24 protein-coding genes are annotated in these 23,887 nt (G+C 61.7%); 11 read left to right on the top strand and 13 right to left on the bottom strand.

Annotated elements, in window-relative coordinates; all coding sequences use genetic code 11:
- Positions 1-22 precede the first annotated feature (22 nt).
- Positions 23-862 (top strand): DUF4382 domain-containing protein, encoded by an 840-nt coding sequence (locus KQ659_RS00445; RefSeq protein ID WP_216679304.1) that lies wholly within the window; start codon positions 23-25, stop codon positions 860-862.
- A gap of 114 nt (positions 863-976) precedes the next feature.
- Here KQ659_RS00445 and KQ659_RS00440 read toward each other — a convergent pair whose 3' ends face one another.
- The 6 genes from KQ659_RS00440 to fumC form a co-directional block, all read right to left on the bottom strand.
- A complete protein-coding gene (locus KQ659_RS00440; RefSeq protein ID WP_216679305.1) occupies positions 977-1,501 on the bottom strand; it encodes a gluconokinase in 525 nt (174 codons plus the stop codon).
- A gap of 37 nt (positions 1,502-1,538) precedes the next feature.
- The gene (locus KQ659_RS00435; RefSeq protein WP_216679306.1) at positions 1,539-2,030 is read right to left on the bottom strand and encodes a DinB family protein; all 492 of its coding nucleotides are present in this window, start codon (positions 2,028-2,030) and stop codon (positions 1,539-1,541) included.
- A gap of 92 nt (positions 2,031-2,122) precedes the next feature.
- The gene (locus tag KQ659_RS00430; RefSeq protein WP_216679307.1) at positions 2,123-2,581 is read right to left on the bottom strand and encodes a DUF6970 domain-containing protein; all 459 of its coding nucleotides are present in this window, start codon (positions 2,579-2,581) and stop codon (positions 2,123-2,125) included.
- 96 nt (positions 2,582-2,677) lie between these two features.
- A complete protein-coding gene (locus tag KQ659_RS00425; RefSeq protein ID WP_226915701.1) occupies positions 2,678-3,079 on the bottom strand; it encodes a diacylglycerol kinase family protein in 402 nt (133 codons plus the stop codon).
- On the bottom strand, positions 3,072-3,665 hold the full coding sequence (locus KQ659_RS00420) for a GNAT family N-acetyltransferase (RefSeq protein WP_216679308.1): 594 nt from the start codon (positions 3,663-3,665) through the stop codon (positions 3,072-3,074). Before KQ659_RS00420 ends, KQ659_RS00425 begins: the two co-directional genes overlap by 8 nt.
- An 84-nt stretch (positions 3,666-3,749) precedes the next feature.
- Positions 3,750-5,150, bottom strand: coding sequence for a class II fumarate hydratase (gene fumC / locus KQ659_RS00415; RefSeq protein WP_216679309.1), 1,401 nt, complete (start codon positions 5,148-5,150; stop codon positions 3,750-3,752).
- A gap of 198 nt (positions 5,151-5,348) precedes the next feature.
- Here fumC and KQ659_RS00410 point away from each other — a divergent pair, with 198 nt between their 5' ends.
- The 3 genes from KQ659_RS00410 (at position 5,349) to KQ659_RS00400 (ending at position 9,331) form a co-directional block, all read left to right on the top strand.
- Positions 5,349-5,732 (top strand): dodecin family protein, encoded by a 384-nt coding sequence (locus tag KQ659_RS00410; RefSeq protein WP_216679310.1) that lies wholly within the window; start codon positions 5,349-5,351, stop codon positions 5,730-5,732.
- 153 nt (positions 5,733-5,885) lie between these two features.
- Positions 5,886-8,153: a transferrin receptor-like dimerization domain-containing protein gene (locus KQ659_RS00405; RefSeq protein WP_216679311.1), complete on the top strand. Its 2,268-nt coding sequence runs from the start codon at positions 5,886-5,888 to the stop codon at positions 8,151-8,153.
- A gap of 92 nt (positions 8,154-8,245) precedes the next feature.
- Entirely contained in the window at positions 8,246-9,331 is a 1,086-nt protein-coding gene (locus KQ659_RS00400) for a proline iminopeptidase-family hydrolase (protein ID WP_216690462.1), read from the top strand.
- Between the two features lie 61 nt (positions 9,332-9,392).
- Here KQ659_RS00400 and KQ659_RS00395 read toward each other — a convergent pair whose 3' ends face one another.
- Entirely contained in the window at positions 9,393-9,842 is a 450-nt protein-coding gene (locus tag KQ659_RS00395; protein ID WP_216690463.1) for a TonB family protein, read from the bottom strand.
- Between the two features lie 69 nt (positions 9,843-9,911).
- Between KQ659_RS00395 and KQ659_RS00390 the strand changes: the two genes are divergently transcribed.
- Complete coding sequence (locus KQ659_RS00390; RefSeq protein ID WP_216690800.1) at positions 9,912-10,589, top strand: YfbK domain-containing protein; 678 nt, start codon at positions 9,912-9,914, stop codon at positions 10,587-10,589.
- 252 nt (positions 10,590-10,841) lie between these two features.
- On the opposite strand, the gene KQ659_RS00385 is transcribed toward KQ659_RS00390, so the two are convergent.
- Positions 10,842-11,660, bottom strand: a complete 819-nt coding sequence (locus tag KQ659_RS00385; RefSeq protein WP_226929787.1) for a porin family protein — start codon at positions 11,658-11,660, stop codon at positions 10,842-10,844.
- Between the two features lie 368 nt (positions 11,661-12,028).
- Positions 12,029-13,684: an alpha,alpha-trehalase TreF gene (gene treF, locus KQ659_RS00380; protein ID WP_226929786.1), complete on the bottom strand. Its 1,656-nt coding sequence runs from the start codon at positions 13,682-13,684 to the stop codon at positions 12,029-12,031.
- A 449-nt stretch (positions 13,685-14,133) separates the two neighbouring features.
- On the opposite strand from treF, the gene KQ659_RS00375 reads away from it, so the two are divergent.
- The 5 genes from KQ659_RS00375 (at position 14,134) to KQ659_RS00355 (ending at position 18,091) form a co-directional block, all read left to right on the top strand.
- Entirely contained in the window at positions 14,134-14,541 is a 408-nt protein-coding gene (locus KQ659_RS00375; protein ID WP_216679315.1) for a BlaI/MecI/CopY family transcriptional regulator, read from the top strand.
- Positions 14,519-15,607 carry a M56 family metallopeptidase gene (locus KQ659_RS00370; RefSeq protein WP_216679316.1) on the top strand — a complete coding sequence of 363 codons (1,089 nt, stop codon included), beginning with the start codon at positions 14,519-14,521 and terminating at the stop codon, positions 15,605-15,607. The genes KQ659_RS00375 and KQ659_RS00370 overlap by 23 nt, the downstream gene beginning before the upstream one ends.
- Positions 15,604-15,912: an energy transducer TonB gene (locus tag KQ659_RS00365; protein ID WP_216679317.1), complete on the top strand. Its 309-nt coding sequence runs from the start codon at positions 15,604-15,606 to the stop codon at positions 15,910-15,912. The genes KQ659_RS00370 and KQ659_RS00365 overlap by 4 nt, the downstream gene beginning before the upstream one ends.
- A 214-nt stretch (positions 15,913-16,126) precedes the next feature.
- Positions 16,127-16,957 carry a class I SAM-dependent methyltransferase gene (locus KQ659_RS00360; RefSeq protein ID WP_216679318.1) on the top strand — a complete coding sequence of 277 codons (831 nt, stop codon included), beginning with the start codon at positions 16,127-16,129 and terminating at the stop codon, positions 16,955-16,957.
- Positions 16,958-17,056: 99 nt separating this feature from the next.
- Positions 17,057-18,091, top strand: coding sequence for a hypothetical protein (locus tag KQ659_RS00355; RefSeq protein ID WP_226915879.1), 1,035 nt, complete (start codon positions 17,057-17,059; stop codon positions 18,089-18,091).
- Between the two features lie 180 nt (positions 18,092-18,271).
- On the opposite strand, the gene KQ659_RS00350 is transcribed toward KQ659_RS00355, so the two are convergent.
- The gene (locus KQ659_RS00350; protein WP_216679320.1) at positions 18,272-19,843 is read right to left on the bottom strand and encodes a DHA2 family efflux MFS transporter permease subunit; all 1,572 of its coding nucleotides are present in this window, start codon (positions 19,841-19,843) and stop codon (positions 18,272-18,274) included.
- 222 nt (positions 19,844-20,065) lie between these two features.
- Here KQ659_RS00350 and KQ659_RS00345 point away from each other — a divergent pair, with 222 nt between their 5' ends.
- Entirely contained in the window at positions 20,066-20,392 is a 327-nt protein-coding gene (locus tag KQ659_RS00345; protein WP_216690464.1) for a four helix bundle protein, read from the top strand.
- 118 nt (positions 20,393-20,510) lie between these two features.
- Here KQ659_RS00345 and KQ659_RS00340 read toward each other — a convergent pair whose 3' ends face one another.
- From KQ659_RS00340 to KQ659_RS00330, 3 genes are all read right to left on the bottom strand, one after another.
- The gene (locus KQ659_RS00340) at positions 20,511-21,614 is read right to left on the bottom strand and encodes an HlyD family secretion protein (protein WP_216679322.1); all 1,104 of its coding nucleotides are present in this window, start codon (positions 21,612-21,614) and stop codon (positions 20,511-20,513) included.
- A gap of 110 nt (positions 21,615-21,724) precedes the next feature.
- Positions 21,725-22,150: a universal stress protein gene (locus tag KQ659_RS00335; RefSeq protein ID WP_216679323.1), complete on the bottom strand. Its 426-nt coding sequence runs from the start codon at positions 22,148-22,150 to the stop codon at positions 21,725-21,727.
- 260 nt (positions 22,151-22,410) lie between these two features.
- Positions 22,411-23,739, bottom strand: a complete 1,329-nt coding sequence (locus KQ659_RS00330; RefSeq protein WP_216679324.1) for a TolC family protein — start codon at positions 23,737-23,739, stop codon at positions 22,411-22,413.
- Positions 23,740-23,887 lie beyond the last annotated feature (148 nt).

Raw genomic sequence — 23,887 nt, 5'->3', positions numbered from 1 at the left:
CAATAAACTAATTTGTAAACGTATGAAATACCGCGGTCTCCTGCCGTTTGCCTGCGCTGCCCTGCTGGGCCTTGCTGGTTGCTCAAAAACTTCCGAAAATGCTGATACCGCCAAGCTGGAAGTGCGGCTGACGGATGCTCCGGGCGACTTCCAGAGCGTGGTGCTCGACGTGCGCCAGGTGGAAGTGCACCTCAAGGATGAGGGCGACCCGGACGGCTGGAAAACCCTCGGCTTCAGCCCGCAGGCCATCAACGTGCTCGACTACGTGAACGGCCGCTCGGCCCTGCTGGTGAGCGACGATTTCGCCCCCGGCGACCTCAAGGAAATTCGGCTCATCCTGGGGCCCAACAGCTACGTGGTGGGCCGCGACGGCCAGCAATACGACCTGAAAACGCCCAGCGGCCAGACCTCGGGCGTGAAGCTAAAACTGGAAAAAGCTACCCTCAAAACCCGCGAAACCTTCCAGCTGCTGCTCGATTTCGACGTGTCCAAATCCGTGGTGGAGCGCGGTGGCTGGAAGCCCGGCAACGACAAAAAAGAGCGGTACCTGCTCAAGCCCGTTATTCGGGTAATTGCCCAGGACCTGCGCGGGGGCATCAGCGGCACGGTGAACCCGGCGGCGGCCCGTCCCCAGATTCTGGCCATCCGCAGCACCATCCTCGGGCCCGACACGGTGAGCACTTCGGCCGATATTTCGGGCGCGTATCAGATTGGCGGCTTGCCGGCGGGTACCTACCGCGTCGAATATTTCCCCAGCACCACGGCCCTCACGGGCCAGCCGGCCTACCGCAACGTGGTGCGCACCGGCGTAACGGTGGTGAACGACCAGGTAGCGCTGCTGGGCCCTACCAGCCTTAACTAGACCACGGATTAGCGCGGATTTTAGCTGATTTCACGGATTTTGTAGTCGCTTTAACCAAAATAGGCTGCCCCATGGGGCAGCCTATTTTGGTTCCTGGAAATAGCGTTGTTCAGACTATGCCGGCTGCGCTGCCGGCTTGGTGCCGAAAGCAGCATCCTGCTGTTTCGCGGCCACAATCTCCTGCACCAACTCCTCCGGCGTGGCCGTGATGGACAGTCTTAGGGCGTAGGCTGGGCGCTCCAGTGTGGCCAGCTGCGAGTCGAGCATTTCGGGGTGCATGTAGTGGCCTTTGCGGCCGCCCATGCGTTCGAGTAGCAATTCGCGCGGGCCGTCCAGAAACACCCAGTGGATGGGGCTGCTCACGCCGCCTTGCAAGGTGGTGCGGTAGCTTTCCTTCAGGGCCGAGCACGCCAGAATGGCGCCGCCGGTGGCTTCCCACTGGCCCAGGTTGGTGGCCAGAGTGGCCAGCCAGCCGCGCCGGTCGTCATCAGTGAGCGGAATGTTGTGGCTCATCTTATCGATGTTGGCGGCCGGGTGGATGTCGTCGGCATCGTAGAATGGCAGCCCGAACGGCGGGGCCAGCTCCTGGCCCACCGTAGTTTTGCCGCAACCCGAAACGCCCATGATGATGCAGACCATACCCAGAGATTAAGGTGAAAAAAGGAAAGCCTGCGGCTTACAGCTGCGGCTGCACCTGCCCGCTCATCTCGCGGCAGTAGGTGATGAAGTCGGAATTGACGGGTTCCAGGCCGCCTTCGCGCATTTTGGTGGCCACTTGGCCGCGGTGATAGGTGGCGTGCGTCACGGCGTGGGTCAGGATGTCGCTCACCTGCGAGTCGAAGGCGTCGCCCTGCGAGTTGGTGTACTGAATGTGGCGGGTCAGCTCGGCCTCGTCGGTGGTTTCGCACAGCTGCGCGAAGCGGGCCGACGTTTGCTCGTGCCAGTGGTGCAGGCCGGCCAGGTCGTGCTCCTGCCATACTTTCAGGGGGCTTGGGGTGCCGGAGAGGCGGGCAATCCAGATGGCCTGGGCATTGATAAGGTGGCTGAAGATGCGCAGGGCCGGCTGGGGAGCTTGCTGGCCGGCGGCCACCGACGAGTCGAGGCGGCGCAATAGCGTTTCGTTGGCCCAGACGTTGAAAGCGCCGAGCTTGGCAATCGTGTTAATCATAATGAGTTAAGAGTTAAAAGTTAGGAGTTAAGAGTTGAGGTCACGACTTGTCCAACCGACAACTCTTAACTCTCAACTCCTAACTCCTAACCCTACCGTGGGTCCTGCCAGACCACTTTTTCGTTGGATTTGTTTTTTTCGAAATCGGGGCATTTCCCGTCGCCCTTGCCGGTGATGCCGCCATCGGGCTGGCAGATGAGCTTGCCTTTCGTATCGAAGACCTGCGAGTACTGGTCGCAGCACGGGGCCGACTGGTAGTACACGGTTTTGCCCTCGTACTGGTAGCGCATAATGCGGGTGATGGGGTTGCGCTTGCGCTCGGCCAGTACGGCGGCAATGCGCGCCTTCAGCCACTGCGGGCGGGCGGTGGTGTCCGATTCGGGCACGTAGCGGCTCACGGGGTCCACGGTGTTGGCACTGGTGGGGGCGGGCGTGTCGGTGCCCGATACGCTGCCGCTGGCCGGCGGCGTGGTGGGCGTGGTCACGCTCACCTGTTGGTGGGCGCAAGCCGACGTGAGAAGCAAAGCGGCAGCAAAAGAGAGCAAGCGCATAGGATTTAAGAAAGAAGCGTGGCTGGCCCCCAGGCGGGGGCTGCTATGGGTACGCCCGGCGCGGCCAATAGTTGAGCGAAGGCCCGTAATCAGGCATTAAAAAAAGTGCGGCCCGAACACCAGCGCCCCTACCACCAGGGCCCCCAGCGCGGCCAGCAGCACCGCGCCGGCGGCTACGTCCTTGGCCTTGCCAGCCAGCGGGTGGTAGGCGGGCGAGACCAAATCGGTGAGGGCTTCGATGGCGGTGTTCACCAGCTCGGCGGCCCACACGCTGGCCACCGAAATGGCCACCAGCGCCCATTCCAGGCGGGTGATGCGGCAATAAAACCCCAGCCCGATAACCACCACGGTAGCCAGCGCGTGAAAGCGCAGATGCACTTCGGAGCGCAACGCCGTCCATACGCCGCGCCCAGCGTGGCCGAAGCTGGCCACGCGCCGCCGCCACAGCCCTTCCGGGGGGCGCAGCCGGTCTGGGGCCTGTGAGTTAAGCTCAGCCACGGCCGTCAAAATCGTTGAAAACAGTCTTGCGCAGGCCAGACCACTCCGGCCGGATGATGCTGAAAATGACCGTGTCGCGCCGCACGCCGCCCTGCGTGAGGCGGTGGCTGCGCAAGGTGCCCTCCTCCGTAGCGCCCATGCGAGCCATGGCCGTGCGCGATTTATTATTGCGCGAGTCCGTTTCCAGCTCCACCCGCTCGCAGCCCAGCGTATCGAACGCGTAGCAGAGCAGTAGGTGCTTGCAGGCCCGGTTCAGGCCCGAGCGCTGGAACCTGGTGCCCACCCAGGTGTAGCCGATACTGAGGCGCTGGTCGCCCTCCACCACGCTGTAGTAGCTGGTGCTGCCGGCCAGCTCGCCGGTTTCGCGGTCGATGATGGCGAAGGGGTAGCGCAGGCCTTGCTCGCGGGCTTCCACGGCCTGGCGCAGGTAAGCGGCCAGGCTCACGGCATCGTCGCCCCGCGTGAGGGTGTATTTCCAGATGTCGGCATCAAAAGCCACGGCCTTGAGGGCTTCGAAATCGGTGAGCTCAAGCGGGCGCAGCCGGACGCGGTTATTTTCGAGTACTACTTGAGCAGAGAAATCCATGCGGAATAAGGGATTGATTATTCGATCAAAACCGCCTGTCAGTCAGAGCTTACTTCGGCTGACAGGCGGTTGCCAGATGGCGGGCTACTTGATTTCGCCCACCATTTCCTCGGGCTTCATCCACTCATCAAACTCGGCGCCGGTCACGTAGCCGAGCTTGATGGCGGTTTCCTTCAGCGTCGAGCCGTTTTTGTGGGCCGTTTGGGCAATTTCGGCGGCCTTGTAGTAGCCGATGTGTGGGTTGAGGGCCGTCACGAGCATCAGCGACGAATCGACGTGCTTCTTGATGTTGGGCAGGATGGCAGTGATGCCCACGGCGCACTTGTCGGTGAAGCTCACGCACACGTCGCCAATCAGGCGGGCCGAGTGCAGGAAGTTGTAAATCATCATCGGCTTGAACACGTTCAGCTCGAAATGACCCATTGAGCCGCCCACGGTGATGGCCACGTCGTTGCCCATTACCTGGGCGGCTACCATGGTCATGGCCTCGCACTGGGTGGGGTTCACCTTGCCGGGCATGATGCTGGAGCCGGGCTCGTTGTCCGGGATGTCGATTTCGCCGATGCCGGCGCGGGGGCCGGAGCTGAGCATGCGAATGTCGTTGGCGATTTTCATCAGGCTCACGGCCACGGTTTTGAGGGCGCCGTGGGCTTCCACGATGGCGTCGTGGGCGGCCAGGGCCTCAAACTTGTTTTCGGCTGTGACGAAAGGCAGGCCCGTGAGGTCGGCAATGTGCCTGGCCACGTTCTCGGAGTAGCCCTTGGGCGTGTTGATGCCCGTGCCCACGGCGGTGCCGCCCAGAGCCAGCTCGCTCAAATGAGCCAGCGTGTTCTTGATGGCCCGTAGGCCGTGGTCGAGCTGCGAAACGTAGCCCGAAAACTCCTGGCCCAGCGTGAGCGGCGTGGCATCCATGAAGTGGGTGCGGCCGATTTTGACGATGTGCATGAACTCCTTCGACTTGGCTTTCAGCGCGTCGCGCAGCTTCTCGATGCCCGGAATGGTGAGCTCGGTCAGGATTTTATAGGCCGCGATGTGCATGGCCGTCGGGAACGTGTCGTTCGAGCTCTGGCTCTTGTTCACGTCGTCGTTGGGGGCCAGGGCCTTTTTTTCGTCGGTGAGCTGGCCGCCCTGCAGCACATGGCCACGGTAGGCAATCACCTCATTCACATTCATGTTGCTCTGGGTGCCCGAACCGGTTTGCCACACCACCAGCGGGAACGAGTCGGCGAGCTGGCCGGCCAGGATTTCGTCGGCCACTTTGCCAATCAGCTCGGCTTTCTCGGCCGAGAGGATGCCGGCGTCGCGGTTGGTGAGGGCGGCAGCTTTCTTGAGGTAGGCGAAGGCGGCGATAATTTCCTTGGGCATCCGGTTGATGTCCTGCGCAATGGGGAAATTTTCGATGCTGCGCTGGGTTTGGGCGCCCCAGTAGGCGGTAGCAGGTACCTGAACGGTGCCCATGGTATCCTTTTCGGTGCGGAAAGCCATTTTTTCTTAATGTGAAAATGGGGGAATGTGAAGAAGTGCAGAATTCGGTGTCAACAGTTTGCAAAAGTACACCACGTTGGAAACCCACCGCTTACTGCGCCCCGAATGGCTGAAAAGCTGTTGCCAGCGTACACTCACCGGGAAAACGGCAGAGCATTCTCCCCTTTTCATATCTTCACATTTTCATATTAAGAAAGAATGTCCTCCATCAAACAAGTTATTGAAATCCTGGCCTCGTCCGAAAAGAGCTTCGAAGATGCCCTCCAGCGCGCCGTACAAACCCTGAGCAGCTCGGTGCCCAACATCACCTCCATTTACGTGAAGGACCAGAGCTGCAAGGTGCGCGACAACCGCATTGTGGAATACCGCATCACGGCCAAAGTGAGCTTCGGCACGCCCGTGGAGGAGTTCGACATGACGGACATTGAGCGCACCTTCGATGAAATGCCCCAGCCGGCCGGCAACGGCGCGCCCGACTACAGCCACCTCGACCTGCCCACCCAGCCCGACCTGCCCACTCCCACCGAGCCCGAAAACGGCAGCGCCACCGAGCCCGAAAGCGGCGGCGGCTACAGCGGCTAGGACGGTATTTCGCTCAAGTTTAGAAAGGCCGCCCTGGGGTGGCCTTTTTTGCGTTCGGTCGGGTGCGGCGCAAACCGCTGGCGGGCCCTACCTTGTGCCGGCCTACGAGACGCCGAGATGCGGCGCCCAAATTCATTCTTCCCGATTGATAATATGCTGCAACGCTACACCCTTCTGCTGGCCGCCGGGTTGCTGGCCACGGCCGCCCACGCCCAAACTGCCCCGCTCGAAACCAAGCCGCTGCTGGGTTTCGAGCCCACCCACGTCGCCACTGAGTACCAGCTCGAAAAGCAGTTTGATGCCCAGCTCAAGGCCGATAATCTGCGCGAATGGATGAAGCGCATGGCTGCCCACCCCCATCACGTGGGTTCGCCCTACGACAAGGACAACGCCGATTTTATGGCCGGCCTGTTCCGCAGCTGGGGCTACGAAACCCGCATCGACGTGTCGTACGTGCTGTTTCCCACGCCCAAGCTGCGGGTGCTGGAACTGGTGGCCCCCACTCGCTACGTGGCTGGCCTGACAGAAAAACCCGTGGCCGAAGATGCCACCTCGGGCCAGACGGCCGAGCAGCTGCCTACCTACAATGCCTTCTCGAGAGACGGCGACGTGACCGCCGAGCTGGTGTTCGTGAACTACGGTGTGCCGAAGGATTACGAGGAGCTGGAGCGCCGCGGTATCGACGTGAAGGGCAAAATCGTGATTGCCAAGTACGGCGGCTCGTGGCGCGGCATCAAGCCAAAAGTGGCGGCCGAAAAGGGTGCCATCGGCTGCCTGATTTACTCCGACCCGAAGGATGACGGCTACGGGCAGGGCGACGTGTACCCCAAAGGCCCTTTCAAGCCCGAAACCGGGGCCCAGCGCGGCTCGGTGCTCGACATGCCCACCTACCCCGGCGACCCGCTCACGCCCGGCTACGGCTCGACCAAAAACGCCAAGCGCCTCGACTACAAAACGGCCCCCACAATCACACAAATTCCGTGTTTGCCGATTTCCTACGGCGATGCGCAGCCCTTGCTGGCCGCCCTGGCCGGGCCCATGGCTCCGGCCGACTGGCGCGGGGCGCTGCCCATTCCGTACCACCTCGGGCCTGGCCCGGCCAAAGTGCATTTGCAGCTGGCTTTCAATTGGAAAACGGAGCCGGTTTACAACGTCATCGCCACGCTGAAAGGCAGCACCTTGCCCGATGAGTGGATAATGCGCGGCAACCACCACGACGCCTGGGTGAACGGAGCCAACGACCCGCTCAGCGGCATGGTGGCCGAGCTGGAAGAGGCGCGTGCCCTGGGCGAGCTGGTGAAAACCGGCTGGCGCCCCAAGCGCACCATTATGTTCTGCGCCTGGGACGGCGAAGAGCCCGGCCTGCTGGGCTCGACGGAATGGGCCGAAACCAACGCCAAGGCCATTCAGGCGCACGTAGTGGCTTACCTGAACACCGACAACAGCGACCGGGGCTTCTTGGGCGTGGCGGGTTCGCACACGCTGGAAAAGTTTTTCAACCAGGTGGGCCGCGATGTGCCCGACCCGGAAAAGGCCGGTCTGTCCATCATCGAGCGCCGCCGGGCCTATGATTTGGTGGAAGGCAGCCCCGACGTGCAAAAAGACGCCCGCGACCGGCCCGACCTGCGCATTGGGGCGCTGGGCGCGGGGTCCGATTATTCGCCCTACATCCAGCATCTGGGTATTCCGTCGATGAACGTGGGCTTTGGCGGCGAAGGCCAGGGCGGCGAATACCACACTATTTTCGATTCGTTCGACGACTTCACCCGCTTCAAAGACCCCACGTTTGCCTACGGCGTGGCCCTGGCCCAAACCATGGGCCGCTGCGTGCTGCGCCTGGCTGATGCCGACGTGCTGCCCTTCGAGTTCCAGAACTTCTCGAACACCGTGGCCAAATACGGCACCGAGGTGAAGCAACTGGCCGAAACCATGCGCACCGAAACCGACAAGCAAACCAAGCTGCTGGCCGAAAAACGCTACGAAGCCGTGGCTGACCCCACTAAAACCCTGCTGCCGCCCACGGCCAAAGACGCGGTGCCCTACCTCAACTTCGCCCCTCTCGACAACGCGCTGGTGAAGCTGGAGCAAAGCGCCCAGGCCTACGCCCAGGCCCGCAAAGCCAATCCCGCCCTGCCCGCCGCCCGTCAGAAAGAGCTCGACCAGCTCCTCTACCAAGCCGAGCAGCAGCTGATGAGCGCCGAGGGCCTCCCCCGCCGCCCCTGGTATCGCCACCAGATTTACGCCCCAGGCTTTTACACGGGCTACGGCGTGAAAACCCTGCCCGGCATCCGCGAGGCCGTGGAGGAGCGCAAATGGGCCGAAGCCGACGAGCAGATAAAGCGCACCGCCGCGGCCATAGAGCGGTTTTCGACGCAGGTGAGCCGGGCAACGGCGGTGGCCAGCCCTGGCCCGGCCCAGTAGTCAAAGACTTTACTTGGCCGTCCTGCTTCGACAAGCTCAGCAGGACGGTTCTGACCTGATTGTTCTTTCAAAATACCCAATCTCCCTGTCCAATGAAGCTTTTTACCCTCCCCTGTCTGGCCGCTCTGGCGCTCACCGCCGCTCTTGCTACGAGCTGCAGCCAGCCTAATGCCAGTGCTGAAACCGGTACTTCTACCGCCTCGGCCACCCTGGCCAGCTACTTCGACAACCCCGAAACCGGCGTGCAGGACGGCAACGTGCGGATGATTCCCATAACGACGCCCAAGGGCAAGTTCAACGTCTGGACCAAGCAGTATGGCAACAACCCCAAAATCAAGGTGTTGCTGCTGAACGGTGGGCCGGGGGCTACGCACGAGTATTTCGAGTGCTTCGAAAACTTCCTGCCGAAGGAAGGCATCGAATTCATTTATTACGACCAACTGGGCTGCGGCAATTCCGATAATCCCAAGGATACGTCCATGTGGAGCCTGCCGCGCTACGTGGAGGAAGTGGAGCAGGTGCGCCAGGCCCTGAAGCTCGACAAGACCAATTTCTACCTGTTGGGCCACTCCTGGGGCGGCATTCTGGCCGCCGAATACGCCTTCAAGTACCAGCAAAACATGAAAGGCCTCATCATTTCGAATATGATGATGAGCATCCCGGACTACGGGAAATACGCCGATAACGTGCTGGCCAAGCAGATGAAACCGGAAGTGCTGGCCGAAATCCGCAAGCTTGAAGCCAAAAAGGACTTCGAAAACCCCCGCTACATGGAGCTGCTGCTGCCCAACTTTTACGTTGAGCACATTTGCCGCATTCCGCTTGACCAGTGGCCCGAGCCGGTGAACCGCTCGTTCAGCAAAATGAACCGGTCGCTTTACGTTACCATGCAGGGGCCCAGCGAGTTCGGTGTGTCCGGTAAGCTCCTGAACTGGAACCGTGTTCCCGACCTGCCCAAGCTCACGGTGCCGGTCCTCAGCATCGGCGGCAAATACGACACCATGGACCCCGAACACATGCGCATGATTGCCAGCAAGGTGCAAAAGGGTAACTCCCTCATCTGCCCCCAAGGCAGCCACATGAGCATGTACGACGACCAGCAAACCTATTTCACCGGCCTCATCAAGTTCCTGAAAGCGGCGGATGCCGGCACCGTGCAGCCCGGTGCCGCCCTGTAGCCATTTGCTCCGGTCCGACTGCCCCAGGCGGTCGGACTGGAGCAAATGCTGTGCAACAACCTTAAAACGTGATTGTCAGCTCCATGGGCAGGTCGGCGCGGCGGCCGGCGGCAATGCCCGGCTGCCAGGTCGGGCCCTCGCGCGCCATGCGCAGGGCCTCGTTGTCATAGTTTGTTCGCAGGCCGCCGACCACTTTCAGGTTGCTGATTTTGCCATCGGCCCTCACCATGAACCGGAGGCGCACCGTGCCATTGAGGGGGCGCTCGCCCTCCCCGGGTTCAAACGCGGCGGCCTCGCGGTGCAGGTAGCTGCGCAGGGCCGGCGTGCCGCCCACCGGCGCGGGCTGGAAGGTTGGAGTGGCCGGCATGGGCGTATTAATCACGCTTGCGCCAGCGGTATTGTCCGTCAATTGATTGGCGGCAATGGTCTTGGATTTGGCAGCGAGTGTCCGGCTGGCCCGCGCTGCTTTGGCATTGGCCAGCGTATCGGCCGAGGTCGTTTTAGTCAGCATCGCGGCGGTTTCTGCCGTGGAATTGACGGTGGCTTGGGCTGCTGGCGCGGCAACCTGCGCGACAGCCGCATGGAAACCCTGGCCGACAAAGGCAACGGTAACTATGCCTACCTCGATAACCTCGATGAGGCTGGCCGGGTGCTGGTGGCGCAGTTCGGCGGCACGCTCTTCACCGTGGCGAAGGATGTGAAGCTGCAAATCGAATTCAACCCCGCCCGCGTGGCCAGCTACCGTCTCGTGGGCTACGAAAACCGCTTGCTGGCCGCCGAGGATTTCAACAACGACCGCAAGGATGCCGGCGAGCTGGGCGCGGGCCACACCGTCACGGCCCTCTACGAAATAGTGCCTGCGGGCAGTGCTCAGCCGCTGATTGACGACCTGAAATACCAGCCCGCCCAGCCCACCACCGCCACCATGCAGCGGTTCCTCACCAACGACGTACTGACCGTGAAGCTGCGCCACAAAGAGCCGCAGGGCAGCGCCAGTAAACTCCTGGCCCAGCCGCTGGCCGGCACCGCGCTGGCCATCGAAAAAGCCTCGCCCGACTTCCGCTTTGCCGCCGCCGTGGCCCAGTTCGGCATGCTGTTGCGCCAGAGCGAGCAGCGCGGCACCGCCACCTGGGCCGCCACCGAGCAGCTGGCCGACGGAGCTCGGGGCCAGGATACCGATGGCTATCGCGCCGAGTTTGTACGCCTCGTGCGCCTGGCCCAGGGCCTGAGCGGCAGTGGCACGGTGGGCGTGCGGTAGCGGAACAGCAGAGAAGAGCGTCATGCTGAGCGCCGCCGAAGCATCTCGCGTGTGGTAGTAATCCAATCGTTAAAAAAAAGATTAGTGGTGGCACGCTAGATGCTTCGGCTGCGCTCAGCATGACGGTCGACAAACCAAAAAGGCCCTTCCGATGCAGCAGAAGTGCCTTTTCAATAACATATCTCGGATACTGACGACTAAATCGGCAACGAAGAATCGAGGAATAAAATGGCCGGTAATCGGCTTGAATAATTAGAAGGAGTAGTTAAGGCCGACTTTGGCCACGCGGTTGTAGGCGCTGAAGCGGTTGTTGGCATCGAGCGAGGTGAGGCCGTAGTCGTAGCCAGCGCTCAGGCCGAAGCCGTTTTCGAACTGGTAGCCCAGGCCGGCCACGGCGGCAAAATCAACCTTGCGCAGCTGGTTCGACACGTCGAAATCCTGCTTGTAGGCCGAGAAGCCGAGCACGCTGGCATCTACCCGGGCCTTACCGCTAACGAGAAACGAGGCCTGCGGGCCGGCGTAGAGGTAGAAGCCCGGCGTGATGAACACCTTGGCCAGCACCGGCACGTCGATGTAGGCGAGGCGAGCCGTGCCGGTCACGTTGGCGTTCAGGAAATCGAGGGCCGGGAAGGGCAGCGTGCCTCTGAGCACCGCGCCTTTTTCGGCGTAAGTAATTCCGGGCTCGATGGCAAAGCCGGGGCCGATGGGCAGCGTGGCGTATAAGCCGGCGTAGAAGCCGGGGCGCAGCTGCTTGCTGATGGACCCGTCGGGGGCGTAGCCGGCCAGGGTGGTGAAGCTCTGCACGGCATCGCCCTGCAAATCAGCCACGTTCAGGCCGGCCCGGAAGCCGAAGCGCACGCCGGAAGTAGTGGAATTAGAAGTCGAATACGTGGGCTGCTTGGCGTAGCTGGGAGTGCGGCGCGTGGTGGGCGAGCCCATGGGGCGGGGCGAGGGTACCGCCTTGGGGTTGCCGTAGGCATCGCGGGCCCCCTGGGCCGAAGCGGTAGAACAGGTGGCCGAAATCAATAGGCAAGCCGCGGCCAGGCCGCCCGAAAGGCGTGAAATTTTCATAACCAGCATTGGTTGAAACGAGTGAAAGAAACCGGCCGCTCGGGGCCGGACTACCGGCCCGGCTATTGGGCCGATGCAGGGATGCATTGCAAAACCGTGCCAAACCGTTTCGCAGAAGCTCTCCGTTCGCGTCCCGGTTTTCTGGGCAGCAGACCAAAGCCGCCAAATCTTGGATTAACGGCCGCACGAAATCGACCAATGTCCGGCGGTTCAAAAAGCAAAAAACCGAACCGCTCAAAAGCAGCCCGGCTTAGCAGCAGGAAAGCGCGAAAAGCCAGCAGCCCCCGGCGTTTCGGGGCTGGCTCCCGCCGGCCCGAGCGTGCTGGCTCGGTTGTACCCTTCCGCCACGGGCGGGGCAAGCCCCGCCGCTACCGGGGCTGCTCCCGGTTCAGCAGGCGCAGCAGCACGCCATTGGTCCACCCGAAGCCGTCCTGCAGCGGGTACTCGCCGCCGCCGGCGGGGCGGTTCACGTTCTGCACGTCGTATTTCTCCAGCAGCTTGCCGGTTTGGTTATACACGCGGCTGTTGAGGCGCACCCAGCGGTGGGCCACGGTGTCGGCCAGGGCATTATGGTCGTAGCGCGTCAGGCCTTCGATGGCCAGGTATTGCAGCGGAGCCCAGGCATTGGGGGCGTCCCACTGCTGCTTGGTGGCCGATAGCGTGGTCACGAGGCCGCCGGGCTTGAGGAAGTTGGTTTGCAGGCCGGCCGCTACGCGCCGGGCCTGCTCTGGCGTGGCTAGTCCATACGCCAGCGGGAACGTGCCCGCCAGGCTGCGCACCTGCGAGCGCTGCTTCAGGCGCCAGTTGTAGTCCTGAAACCAGCCGGCTTTGGGGTCCCAGCTCAGGGCCAGCAGGGCCATTTTGCGCTGGGCAGCCTTGGTATCGTACAGGCGGGCCTGGGCGGGCTGGCCGGCCACGCGGGCCGCCTCGGCCAGCACCGTTTCGAGATTATAGAGCAGGCAGTTCAAATCGACGGGTATCAAATCGGTGGTCTGAATGCTTTCCAGCCCACCCCCCGGCTTAAACCAGCGGCTGCTAAAATCCCAGCCCGAGGCTGCGCCCGCCCGCATGTGGTGGTAGAACTGCGCGGCCGGCTGCTTGCTCTTTTTGGCGGCGGCCACGTCCTCGGCGTAGGATTCTTCGCGGGGCTGGTCGCTCTCGTCCCAGTAGCGGTTCAGCAGGCTGCCGTTGGGCAGGCGCACCACGCGGTGGGCGGCGGTGCCGGGCTTCAGGGTTTCGGCCCCGCGCATCCAGTAGCGGTATTCGGCTTCGAGGGCCGGGCGGTAGCGCAGCAGCTCGGCGTTGCCCAGGTCCTTAGCCAGCAGCTGCACAATGTTGGCGAAGAAGGGCGGCTGCGAGCGGGTGAGGTAATACGTGCGGTTGCCGTTGGGAATGAAGCCGAACCGGCCGATGAGGTAAGCGAAATTATCAGTGATATCCTTCATTATCTGCGTTTTGCCGGCCTCGTCCAGCCCCAGCATCGTGAAGTAGGAATCCCAATAATACACCTCCCGGAAGCGTCCGCCCGGCACCAGGTAGGGCTTGGGCAGCGGCACCAGCGAGCGGAATTCCGCCAGCGAATCGGTCGCGTCGGCGGCCGGGGCGGCGGGGCGGGCCAGCACTGTCCACAGCGTGTCGAGGTGGTGACGCAGGCCGGCTTTCAGGTCGCTCTGGAAAGGCACTGAGCCATCGGTTGGCAGTGTGAAATGGGCTTCCACAAAGGCTTTAAGGTTGAAGCCCGGCTGGGTTTTCTCGCGCCGCCAGGCCGCCAGAATGGTGGCCGGCCGCTGCTTCGGGGCAGCATCCACAAAGGTCTTGTTGTCGGGGAAAACGCGGCCCAGCTGCACCGCCTCAAACAGGCCCGGAAACAGCTGCCGGGGCGAAAGCGGCACGCCCGCTGGCTTCGGTACTACCGGTGTGGCGGCGGCCGCTTTGGGGGCCATCGGCGCAGCCGTTTCGGTCTGGGACCAGCCGCGTTGGGTAGCCAGGAGCCCTACCAGCGAGCAGAATACGGTTTTCAGCATAAGTAGGGAGCTAATGGTTCGGGGCTGCGCGGCAGTGCACAAGGAGCAGGCTCGGGGTGGTTTACGGCTGAGAGCGGTCTTTGGCTTCGTAGCGCCTGCCGCCGCGCTGTGTTGCGTCCCGCCACCGCAATAAGTAACTAAAGTTGCGGAGCAGCCGCGTAGCGGTGGCAGGTTCGTAGCCAACCAGCTAAAGGAACGTCAAAGCCACGTAGAGCGGTAACAGACAGCCGGGTTATTTCTGCCACCGCCATGCGGCTTTCTCGATGTGCTGCCTGAGATTGCTCCAACCTTTGGCCGCTACCCGGCTACTGCGCAACTTGGGTTGGCTGTGTCATTATGGTTTGCTGATTGTCATTGATTGATAGTGGATAACCTGTAAAACTAAGTTTATAGTTTTAAAACTAAAATATTAGTTGTACGTTTGCGTTACCCTGACTCAACCTTCCAACATGGACCCCGCTGCTTTCCCCGAACTCACCCGCGCCGAAGAACAAGTGATGCAGGTGCTCTGGCGCCTCGGCCCCTCCTTTGTGAAGGACGTGCTGGCCGAGCTGCCCGCGCCCCAGCCCGCCTACAACACGGTTTCCACCATCATCCGCATCCTCGAAACCAAGGGTTTCGTGGACCACGAAGCCTTCGGCCGCACACACCGCTACTTCGTGCTGGTGGCCCAGGACGACTACCGCCGCTTCTCGCTGCGCAAGCTGTTGGGCGGCCACTTCGGCAACTCGTTCAGCCGCCTCGTTTCGTTTTTCGCCAAGGAAGAAAACCTCGATGCCGCCCAGCTCGACGAGCTGCTGCGCCACGCCGCCCACCCCCAAACCCCCGAAGACCATGACCCAGCTCAGCCTGCTTAACTGGATGCTGCTCAGCACCGCGCTGCTCGGCGCGTGGTGGGCTTGCTACCGCCTGGCCCTGCGCCCGGAGCGCAGCTTCGCCTACAACCGGGCCTTTCTGGCGCTGGGGCCGCTGCTGGCCGCTGGCCTGCCGCTGTTGCCGCTGGCCTGGCCAGCTGGCTGGTGGGGCACCGGCCCGGCGGGTCTGGCCGGTGTGGCGGCCGTGCTGCTGCCGACGGTAGAAGTGAGCGCGCCCGGTGCGGCCGTCGTGGCAACCGGCCCCAATTGGACGTTCTGGTTACTAATGATTTACCTAGCCGGCGCAGTTCTGATGCTGGCCCGCCTGGCCTACGGGCTGGCGGGGCTGTGGCACACGGCCCGCCGTCTGCCCCGCACCGCTCACCCCGGCTACACGCTGGCAGAAACCCACGGCCGGCTGCCCACCAGCTCCTTCGGCCGAATCGTGTTCTGGGATGAAACCCTGGCCCTGAGCCCGGCCGAAGCCCGTCAGGTGCTGCGCCACGAGTTGGCCCACGTTCGGCAAGGCCACACCTACGACCGGCTGCTGCTGGAGCTGCTACGCGCCGCGCTGTGGTTCAACCCCTTCGTGCACTTCTGCGGACGGGCGCTGGCCCTCACCCACGAGTACCTGGCCGATGAAGCGGCCCTGCACGATGAATTCTCGCCTACGCCTTCCCTGTCCACTTCCTACTCCCAACTGCTGGCCCGGCAAGTGGCCAGCCGCCTCGGTTTCTCGGTTCCGCTTGCGCACTCCTTCTCCCATTCCCAAACACTCAGTCGCATTGCCATGATTCAGAAAACCAATCCCATCCGCCGTTGGAAACAGTGGCTTGCCCTGCCGCTGGCAGGCGTGTTATTCGTTGCCATAGCCTGCGAGAAAGCCGCGCCGCCCGCCGCACCAGCCGAAAAACTGGAGTTAGTAAAAATTGACGGCCAGAACCGGCTTGTTCTTCACAAAGGCTCCGAAACAACACTATTGCCGCCCCCGCCGGCCCCTCCGGTTGTATATGATATGGTTGACCAGATGCCGGAGCTGCCGGGGGAGGCGGGCCAGCGGCTATCGTGACCAATATCCAGCAGCACCTGGTTTACCCCAAAGTGCCTGCGGCCGAACAGCACATGGGCCGCGTGTTTGCTTCCTTCATCGTGACGGATAAGGGCGAGGTACAAGCGGCTAAGGTCATAAAAGGGCTCAGTCCCGCCTACGATGAAGCCGTGATAGCCGCCATTCGGCAGTTGCCGAAGTTTGTGCCCGGGATGAAAGATGGCAAAGCGGTAAACGTTTCGTTTACTGTGCCCTTGCTATTTGTCGGGACCATAGACGTCTCCACTCCTCCCAGCGGCGAACAGGGCAAAATTATCAGCCACTAAACCTGGCAAAACCGAGAGAAACCGCTCGAAATGCTCCGGTCTGCGCCGGGGCCTTTCTGCGTTGATGGCTCCGCAGAAGCCCGGCCGCAGCTCCTCAAGTAACTTTAGGGCCGGAAGCAGCGGTCAGAGCTGCTTTTTAATTGCCCGCTGCCCGGTTGCGCCTGCCTTGTCGGTGGTGGCCTGTCCATTGGCAACCTGCACCTGACTACCAACCATGTCCCGATTATCTGTTGCCTTGCAGGCCCTGCGCAGCCTGGCCCGCACCCCCTCACTGCTCAACCACGTCATTGCCGGTGATGTGGCCGAGTGGCAGCGCCGGGCGCTGGCCCACGCCGGCCGCCAGCTCACGGCCAAAGGCCTGCCAATGGTTTCATTGGCACATTTCCTAAGCCCGGCCGATACCATGGTGCGCCCATTTGCCTTCCGCGAGGGCGGCTCGCTGCCCACGGATTTGCTGCTGCTGCGTGCCCTGGCCCGCCGCGTGCCGGGCTGCCGCTACCTCGAAATCGGCACCTGGCGCGGTGAGAGCGCCGCCAACGTGGCCGAAGTCGCCGCCGAAGTCTTCACCCTGAACCTGTCGGATGAAGAAATTCGCGCCCTGGGCCTGCCCGAGCGATACATCGAGCTGCATGGCTTCTTCTCGAAGCCACTGCCCAACGTGCGCCACCTGCACGGCAACTCGGCCACCTACGACTTTGCTGCGCTGGGCGGGCCGTTTGATATGATTTTCATCGACGGCGACCACCGCTATGAGGCCGTGCGGACCGATACCCGACGCGTGTTTGAGTACCTGGTGGGCCCGAATACTATAGTTGTATGGCACGATGCCAGCCGCCAGCCGGGCGAGCCGCGCTGGGAGGTGTTGGCCGGCCTGCTCGATGGGCTGCCCGCGGCCGCCACTGGCCAGCTGGTGCAGGTAGAAAACACGCTGTGCGCCCTTTACTCGCCCACGTTGCTGCCCGCGCAGGTGCCCGACCCGCTCGCCGACCCCACGGCGTGGTTTGAGGTAACCATCCAGCCGGTTACGCGCCAGCCTGCCCGGTAAGGTGTAGTTTTGGTGAATCTCAAGGCATCGACGGGCCGAGCGACACGGAAACCCTTACCTTTGAGCTATATCTATTGTTCGTATTGTCCTCCATTGTCAGTGTTTCTAAAAGCCACCCCTAGCGCGTTTGTCGCTTCGCTGGGCCTCTTTGCGGCCCTCGCCCTGCCCGCTTGTTCCACCCGCCCCGCCGAGGGTGAAAAAAGCACGGCCGGCACCGCTACCGCCGGTGGCGACACGGCCGCCCAGCCGGCGCCCATCGATACCATCAAGATTCAGGCGATGGCCATGCGCCGCGATTCGCTGAAGGCCGACAGTATTGCCAAGAAAAACGGGCAGCTGCCGGGCGCCATCCTGCCGGGCCACCGCATTGTGGCGTTTTATGGTAACATCCGCTCGAAGGGCATGGGTATTCTGGGCCGCGAGCCCAAGGACCAGATGTTCCGCAAATTTGCGGGCGTGATAAAGGAGTGGCAGGCCGCCGACCCCAGCATCCCGGTGCAGCCGGCTTTGCACAACGTAACCATCACAGCCCAGGGCACCGCCGGCAAAGACGGCAAATGGCGCCTGATGAACTCCAAATCCACGATTGAGGAAGTAATTTCCTGGGCCAAGGAGCACAACTGCATTCTGTTTCTGGACGTGCAGCCCGGCCACAGCACCCTGCAGGCCGAGCTGCCCAAGCTGGAGCAGTACCTCAAAGACCCCATTGTGCACCTGGGCATCGACCCCGAGTTTTCGCTGGCCACCATGCCCGGCGTGCGCCCCAACCAGCGCATCGGCACCCTCGATGCCAAGGACGTGAACTTCACCATCAACTTCCTGGCCCGCATTGTGAGCGAAAACCACCTGCCACCCAAGGTGCTGACGGTGCACCGCTTCACCCGCAAAATGCTGAGCAACTACAAAAACATCAAGCTCGACCCCCGCGTGCAGGTGGTAATGCACATGGACGGCCACGGCGACCCGACCCTGAAAAAGGACTCCTACGATGCCTACATCAAGGCCGAGCCCGTGCAGTACACCGGCTTCAAGCTGTTCTACGAGTACGACGCCCGCCCCAAGCCCCACCACATCATGACGCCCAGCGAGGTGATTGCCCTCACACCTTCGCCGCTGTACATTCAGTATCAGTAGGTGGTGAAGTGTGAAATGGTGAGGTGGTGGGTTTGACATTAAAGCACCCTGCGTAACATTTTAATGAGTAGCAAATAAGCCCCTGACAGCTAACTGTCAGGGGCTTATTTGCTTGAAAAAACAGTGGCAGATAGACGAGTGAATATCAAACTCACCACCTCGCCATTTCACACCTCACCGCTAGTGCGCGGCGTTCAGGTCGATGGCGGCACCGGACTTGTTGCGCTTGATGAGCAGCACCAGCGGCACGCAGGCGATGAAGAACAGCCCCAGGCCCGTGAATACCTGTCCGTAGGTGATAATGGCAACCTGCTTCATCAGAATACCTTCGAGGGCGGCGTAGGCCTGTTGCCGGGCCTGCTCCAGCGGGAAGCCGCGCGCCAAGAAGTTCTGGGTGAACGCCTGGATGCGCTGAACCGTGGCCTCGTTGTAGAGCGAGATGTTGGGTAGCAGCGCCACCCGGTTCTGGGCAATGTTGCGTTCCAGGTAGGTGCCCACGATGGCCACGCCAAACGAACCGCCGAGTTGGCGAATCATGCCGGTGAGGCCGGCGGCCTGGCCCGCGTCCTTGCCCTGCAAGCCGGCCAGGCTCATGGTGGTGATGGGCAGGAAAATGAGGCCCAGGCCCACGCCGCGCAAGATGAGGGGCCAGAAGAAGTCGCTCTCGCCGGCTGTGGGCGTGAGGCGGGCGGCAATCCAGAACGTGAAGAGGAAGAAGATGGTGAAGCCAATCGGAATCATCAGTTTCTGGGGCACGCCCTTCACCAGCATCCTTCCGATGATGGGCATCATGAAGCCCGAGGCCAGGGCACCAGGCAGCAACAGGTAGCCCGTTTGGGCCGCCGTGAAGCCCAGAATGCGCTGCGTGAAGATGGGAAACACAAACACCGAGGCAAACAGGCCGAAGCCCAGCACGAACGACAGAAAAGCACCCACCGCCAGGTTGCGGCTCTTGGTGAGCACGCGCAGGTCCACGATGGGGGCCTTGGCCGTGAGCTCGCGCCAGATAAAGCCCACGATGCCGATAACCGACAGCCCGGTAAACAGCACGATGGTGGAGTCGTCGAACCAGTCGTTGGTTTCGCCCTGCTCCAGCACAAACTGCAGCGAGCCCACGCCCAGAATCAGCAGGCCGATACCGGACCAGTCAATTTCGCGTAGGGGCCGGGGAATGGCGTTTTTGATGCGCTCCGGGTCCCTAATGAACAACCAGGTGAAGATGGCGGCCATGATGCCCACCGGCACGTTCACGTAGAAAATCCAGGGCCAGTCGTAGTTATCCACGATGTAGCCGCCCAGCGTGGGCCCGATGGTGGGGCCGATAATCACGCCCATGCCAAACAAGGCCTGCCCCAGAGGCAGTTGCTTGGGCGGAAAAGTATCAATCAGAATGGCCTGTGACGTGGCCATGAGGGCGCCGCCGCCCACACCCTGAATGAAGCGGAAGGCCACCAGCTCCCACAGGTTGGTGCTCTGCCCGCAGGCCATGGAGGCCAGCGTAAACAGAATCACCGAAAAGAAGAAGTAGTTTTTGCGCCCGAACTGCTCGGCCAGGAAGCCGGTCATCGGAATCACAATCACGTTGGCGATGCCGTAGGAGGCCACCACCCAGCTCACTTCCTGCTGCGTGGCCGAGAGGTTGCCCATCATCTGGGTCAGGGCCACGTTCACAATGCTGGTATCGATGAGCTCGAGCAGCACGCAAAGCACCACCGTCACCACGATAATCCATTTTCTAAAACCGGTCTCCATATGGTGAAATAGTGAGGTGTGAAATGGTGAGTTGATAGGCGTTATTTGCGCTTTAGCAACTCACTGGTTCACTGTTATTATGGAAGAAGAATTGTTTGTTCCCCGCTTGTCATTGGAGTTGTTTAGAAAGTTGCAAAAGGTACTCAAACGGTCATGCAGCGCGCAGCGAAGCATGACCGTTCGGGGATTTTCTAAACAGCTTCATTTAATGAAGCGGTGCGGATGCGCACCAAAGAGGCATCGCTGCGAATAATTCGGGTATTTCAGCAGCTGCCACGCACGGGCGAAGCTGCTGTATTAGGGAAGCAGCTATTGCGTTCTGCTACTTCAGTAGCTGCCAATTTCCGGGCCGCCTGCCGGGGCCGTTCTACGGCCGAGTGGTATGCGAAGTGCTGTATCTGTGTAGAGGAAGCCGATGAAACCCTTTTTTGGCTCGAACTCCTCGGCGATTCGGGTATAGTCGCCAAAATTCGGTTAACCAGTATTGAGCAGGAATACTTGGAGATTGTATCCATTCTAGCCAGCGCCCGCAAAAAAGCCCAACGGTGAGTTTCGGTGAGGTGTGAGATGGTGAGGTGTGCGTTTGATGTTTTAACTGTGCCAATTGCGCCATTTGCGCAAGCGAAACATCAAACGCACACCTCACCATCTCACACCTCACCGAAACCTACTTCACCGTTACCACCGCGTTCACGCTCATGCCGGCGCGCAGGGGGTGCTGGGCATCCTCCTTGTCGAGCACGATTTTTACGGGTACGCGCTGGGTTACTTTCACGAAGTTGCCGCTGGCGTTGTCGGGGGGCAGCAGGGCGAAGCGGGCGCCGGTAGCGGCCGAAAGGCTCTCGATGTGGCCCTGGAACTCCTCATGCGGGTAGGCATCCACTTCCAGCTTCACGGGCTGGCCCACTTTCATGTCTTCCAGCTGGGTTTCCTTGAAGTTGGCCACCACCCAGGTGCGGGCGCTGCCCACGATGCCGAACAGCTGCTGGCCGGGCCCTACTACCTGGCCGGGCTGCACGTTCTTCTTGCTGATGATGCCGTCCTGCGGAGCCACGATGGTCGTGTAGCTCAGCTGCAGCCTGGCGTTGTCGAGGTCGGCCTGGCGCTGCTTCACCACGGCCTGGGCCACGGCAATCTGCTGCGCGGCCACGGCTACCTGCTGGCGGGCCACGCTCACCTGGTCGGTGGCGGTGGCGCGCTGGGCGGCCGTGGCCTTCAGGTTGGCCTGCACCGCATCGTACTCACTCTGCGGAATGATGTCCTGCTTGCGCAGCAAGTCGCTGCGCTTGAGGTCTTTCTGGAGGCGCTCCTGGTTGGCTTGGCTCACGCCAATGCCGGTTTGGGCGGTGCGCACGTTGGCGTTGGCGGTGCCTACGCCGGCGCGGGCGGCCGTTACCTGGGCCTGGGCGGCAAAGAGGGCAGCCTCGGCGGCGTTCACGCGCTGCTGGTAGTCGGCCTGGTCGAGGGTCACGAGGACCTGGCCCTTTTTTACGGGCTGGTTGTCGTCCACTTTCACTTCCAGCACCGGGCCGCCCACGCGGGGCAGCACCGGGTACACGTCGCCTTCTACCTGGGCATCGTCGGTGCTTTCGTGGGCTTTGGCAAACTGGTAGCGCGTGAAGCCATAGTAGCCGCCCGCCAGCAGCACCAGGGCCATTATGATGAGCAAAAGCGGATTGCGCTTTTTGGGCTCTTCTACGTGCTCGCTTTCGCTGGTAGCATTAGGGTAGGGAGCCGGAGCGTTTTGAACGGAAGTTTCGGTCTGGGCCATCTTAATAGAATTAAGAATGAAGGATTAAGAATGAAGAATCAGAAAGAGGGGTGAGCAAGCAGAAGGTAGGGTTGAAGCGTCGGCAAAGACAATTCTTCAGCCCTCATTCTTCATTCCTCATCCAGCAAAGGCGCGCGTACCAGCATGGTGGCGCACCGGGCGGTGCGGAGCACGATTTCGGCGGTAGTACCCATCAAAAAGCGGGTCAGGCCTGTTTGGCCGTGCGCGCCAATAACAATCAAATCAGCTTGTTGGCGGGTGGCTTCGGCCACAATTGCGGGGGCGGCCTCGCCGCGCACCATGCCGGTGTGCACGTGGGCCACTCCGGCTTCCTGGGCGGCAGCCTGCAGGGCCTGCATCCGGCCGTTGCAGGGCGCAAACACCGTGGCATCGGGCCGCTGGCCGGTGGGGTCCTCCTGCGGCTCGCACACGTGCAGCAGCCGCAGCTCAGCGCCCATCGCCACGGCCAGGGCCGCCGCGTAGGCTACTAAGCCAGCCGAAGCGGCCGAGAAATCGAGCGGGCAAAGGATGGTCATATGGTGAGATAGTGAAATGGTGGGATGTGAGTTTCGGTGAGATGTGAGGTGGTGAGGTGTGATTTTGATGTTGGAGTTGTTTAGAAAGTCACAAAAGGTACTCAAAAGGTCATGCAGCGCGCAGCGAAGCATGACCGTTCGGGGACTTTCTAAACAGCTTCGTTTTGTCTGCGCAACTGGCGCAACTGATGCAGAATGAAAAATAAACTCACATTTCACCATCTCACACCTCACCGAAAATCACCATTTAACTATCTCACCTACAGCCATATTTGCTCGCCCGTGGCGCGGCGGAGCTGGTACTGGCCGAGCGTGTAGCTGTATTCGGCCTGCACCAAGGCTAGGCGGGCCTGGGCGAGTTGCGTTTCGGCGTCCAGCACGTCGAGGTTCTGGCCTACACCGTAGCGGTACCGGTCGCGGGCTTTGCTCAGGGCCAGGGTGGCCTGGGCTACTTGCTGCTGAGCGTTTTCGTGGCGGGCCTGGCTGAAATCCATGTTGTTGACGGCCTGGCGCACGTCGGCGCGGATTTGCTCCTGCGTGTCGGCGGTGCGGGCCACGGCGGCGCGGGAGATGGCGGCGGCCTCTACGCGCTGCTTCTTGTTCTTGTTGCCGTCATATATCGGCACCGATAACTGAATGACGCCCACTGTATTGAAGCGAATCCGGTTGATATCGGGCAGGATATAGCCGTTTTTGGCTCCGGCCTGCACGCCCGCGCCCAGGCTGGGCATGTTGCTTTTCTCAATGAGGCGGGCCTGCATGGCGGCCGCGTTTTCGGCGTCGCGGGCCAGCTTCACCTCGGGGCGGTTGTTGCTGGCTTTGGTCACCTCGGCCTCTACATCCACGGGCTGCGGCTCGTAGGTGAGGCGGCCTTTCACCGGAATGTCGGCCTGGGCGGGCTTGTGCAGCAGGCGGGCCAGCTGCACCTGCTGGTTGCGCAGCTGGTTTTGCAGGTCGAGCTTGGTGCTTTGGGCTTGGGTGATGCGCACATCGGTGGTTGTCACGTCAAACTTAGTGCTCACGCCGGCCTGCACGCGCTTATTCATTTCGTCGCGGTGGGCTTGCAGCGAGGCAATCTGCTGGTCCTGCACCTTAATGCTCTCGCGCATGAACAGGATGTTGTAGTACACCTGCGCGGCGTTGAACGCCAGGTCGCGGCGGGCTACCGTGATGTTGTCCTGCGCGGTCTGCACCTGCGACTCGGCCACTTTCACTATTGCATCGTTCTTGCCGAAATCAAACAGCAGGTACTGCGCCGTGAGGTGGAAGTCGTAATTGTTATTGGGCGCAAACTGCAGGGTTTCGCCCTGAAACGGCAGCTTCACCACCGGGTCGATGCGGGCGTAGGTAGCCGTGCCCGTCACCTGGGGCAGGAAGCCGGCCCGCGTCTGGCTCAGGCGGCTGGTCGAGGCTGCCGACAGTTCGGTGAGGTTGGTGATGCTGGGGTTGGCGTCGAGCACGGCCTGCAGCGTCGCGCCGAGGGTCAGGGAGTCGCTGGCCAGACCAATGGCCTGGGCGGCAGCCGGCACGCTAGGCTGGTTCTGGGCCAGCGCCGGCTGAGCCAGCGACAGGCCGCCAAGCAGCGACAAACCGGCAAAACCTCTTAAAGATTGAGAAGAAAACATAAGGCCAGGTGGCTTAGGGTGTGCATCGCCCTTACCGAAAGCCATGCCAGCACCAATTGGAGAGAGCTATACCATATTTATCCATTGAATACTAAGTGTTTAAAATTAATTT

Source organism: Hymenobacter siberiensis (assembly GCF_018967865.2).
Classification (GTDB): Bacteria; Bacteroidota; Bacteroidia; order Cytophagales; family Hymenobacteraceae; genus Hymenobacter; species Hymenobacter siberiensis.
This window is presented reverse-complemented; position numbering and strand designations above follow the sequence as displayed.

Coding starts and splice junctions, on each gene's coding strand:
- KQ659_RS00445 (WP_216679304.1), top strand. CDS start 23: ATGAAATACCGCGGTCTCCTGCCGTTTGCCTGCGCTGCCCTGCTGGGC.
- KQ659_RS00440 (WP_216679305.1), bottom strand. CDS start 1,501: ATGGTCTGCATCATCATGGGCGTTTCGGGTTGCGGCAAAACTACGGTG.
- KQ659_RS00435 (WP_216679306.1), bottom strand. CDS start 2,030: ATGATTAACACGATTGCCAAGCTCGGCGCTTTCAACGTCTGGGCCAAC.
- KQ659_RS00430 (WP_216679307.1), bottom strand. CDS start 2,581: ATGCGCTTGCTCTCTTTTGCTGCCGCTTTGCTTCTCACGTCGGCTTGC.
- KQ659_RS00420 (WP_216679308.1), bottom strand. CDS start 3,665: ATGGATTTCTCTGCTCAAGTAGTACTCGAAAATAACCGCGTCCGGCTG.
- fumC (WP_216679309.1), bottom strand. CDS start 5,150: ATGGCTTTCCGCACCGAAAAGGATACCATGGGCACCGTTCAGGTACCT.
- KQ659_RS00410 (WP_216679310.1), top strand. CDS start 5,349: ATGTCCTCCATCAAACAAGTTATTGAAATCCTGGCCTCGTCCGAAAAG.
- KQ659_RS00405 (WP_216679311.1), top strand. CDS start 5,886: ATGCTGCAACGCTACACCCTTCTGCTGGCCGCCGGGTTGCTGGCCACG.
- KQ659_RS00400 (WP_216690462.1), top strand. CDS start 8,246: ATGAAGCTTTTTACCCTCCCCTGTCTGGCCGCTCTGGCGCTCACCGCC.
- KQ659_RS00395 (WP_216690463.1), bottom strand. CDS start 9,842: ATGCTGACTAAAACGACCTCGGCCGATACGCTGGCCAATGCCAAAGCA.
- KQ659_RS00390 (WP_216690800.1), top strand. CDS start 9,912: ATGGAAACCCTGGCCGACAAAGGCAACGGTAACTATGCCTACCTCGAT.
- KQ659_RS00385 (WP_226929787.1), bottom strand. CDS start 11,660: ATGAAAATTTCACGCCTTTCGGGCGGCCTGGCCGCGGCTTGCCTATTG.
- treF (WP_226929786.1), bottom strand. CDS start 13,684: ATGCTGAAAACCGTATTCTGCTCGCTGGTAGGGCTCCTGGCTACCCAA.
- KQ659_RS00375 (WP_216679315.1), top strand. CDS start 14,134: ATGGACCCCGCTGCTTTCCCCGAACTCACCCGCGCCGAAGAACAAGTG.
- KQ659_RS00370 (WP_216679316.1), top strand. CDS start 14,519: ATGACCCAGCTCAGCCTGCTTAACTGGATGCTGCTCAGCACCGCGCTG.
- KQ659_RS00360 (WP_216679318.1), top strand. CDS start 16,127: ATGTCCCGATTATCTGTTGCCTTGCAGGCCCTGCGCAGCCTGGCCCGC.
- KQ659_RS00350 (WP_216679320.1), bottom strand. CDS start 19,843: ATGGAGACCGGTTTTAGAAAATGGATTATCGTGGTGACGGTGGTGCTT.
- KQ659_RS00345 (WP_216690464.1), top strand. CDS start 20,066: ATGCGCACCAAAGAGGCATCGCTGCGAATAATTCGGGTATTTCAGCAG.
- KQ659_RS00340 (WP_216679322.1), bottom strand. CDS start 21,614: ATGGCCCAGACCGAAACTTCCGTTCAAAACGCTCCGGCTCCCTACCCT.
- KQ659_RS00335 (WP_216679323.1), bottom strand. CDS start 22,150: ATGACCATCCTTTGCCCGCTCGATTTCTCGGCCGCTTCGGCTGGCTTA.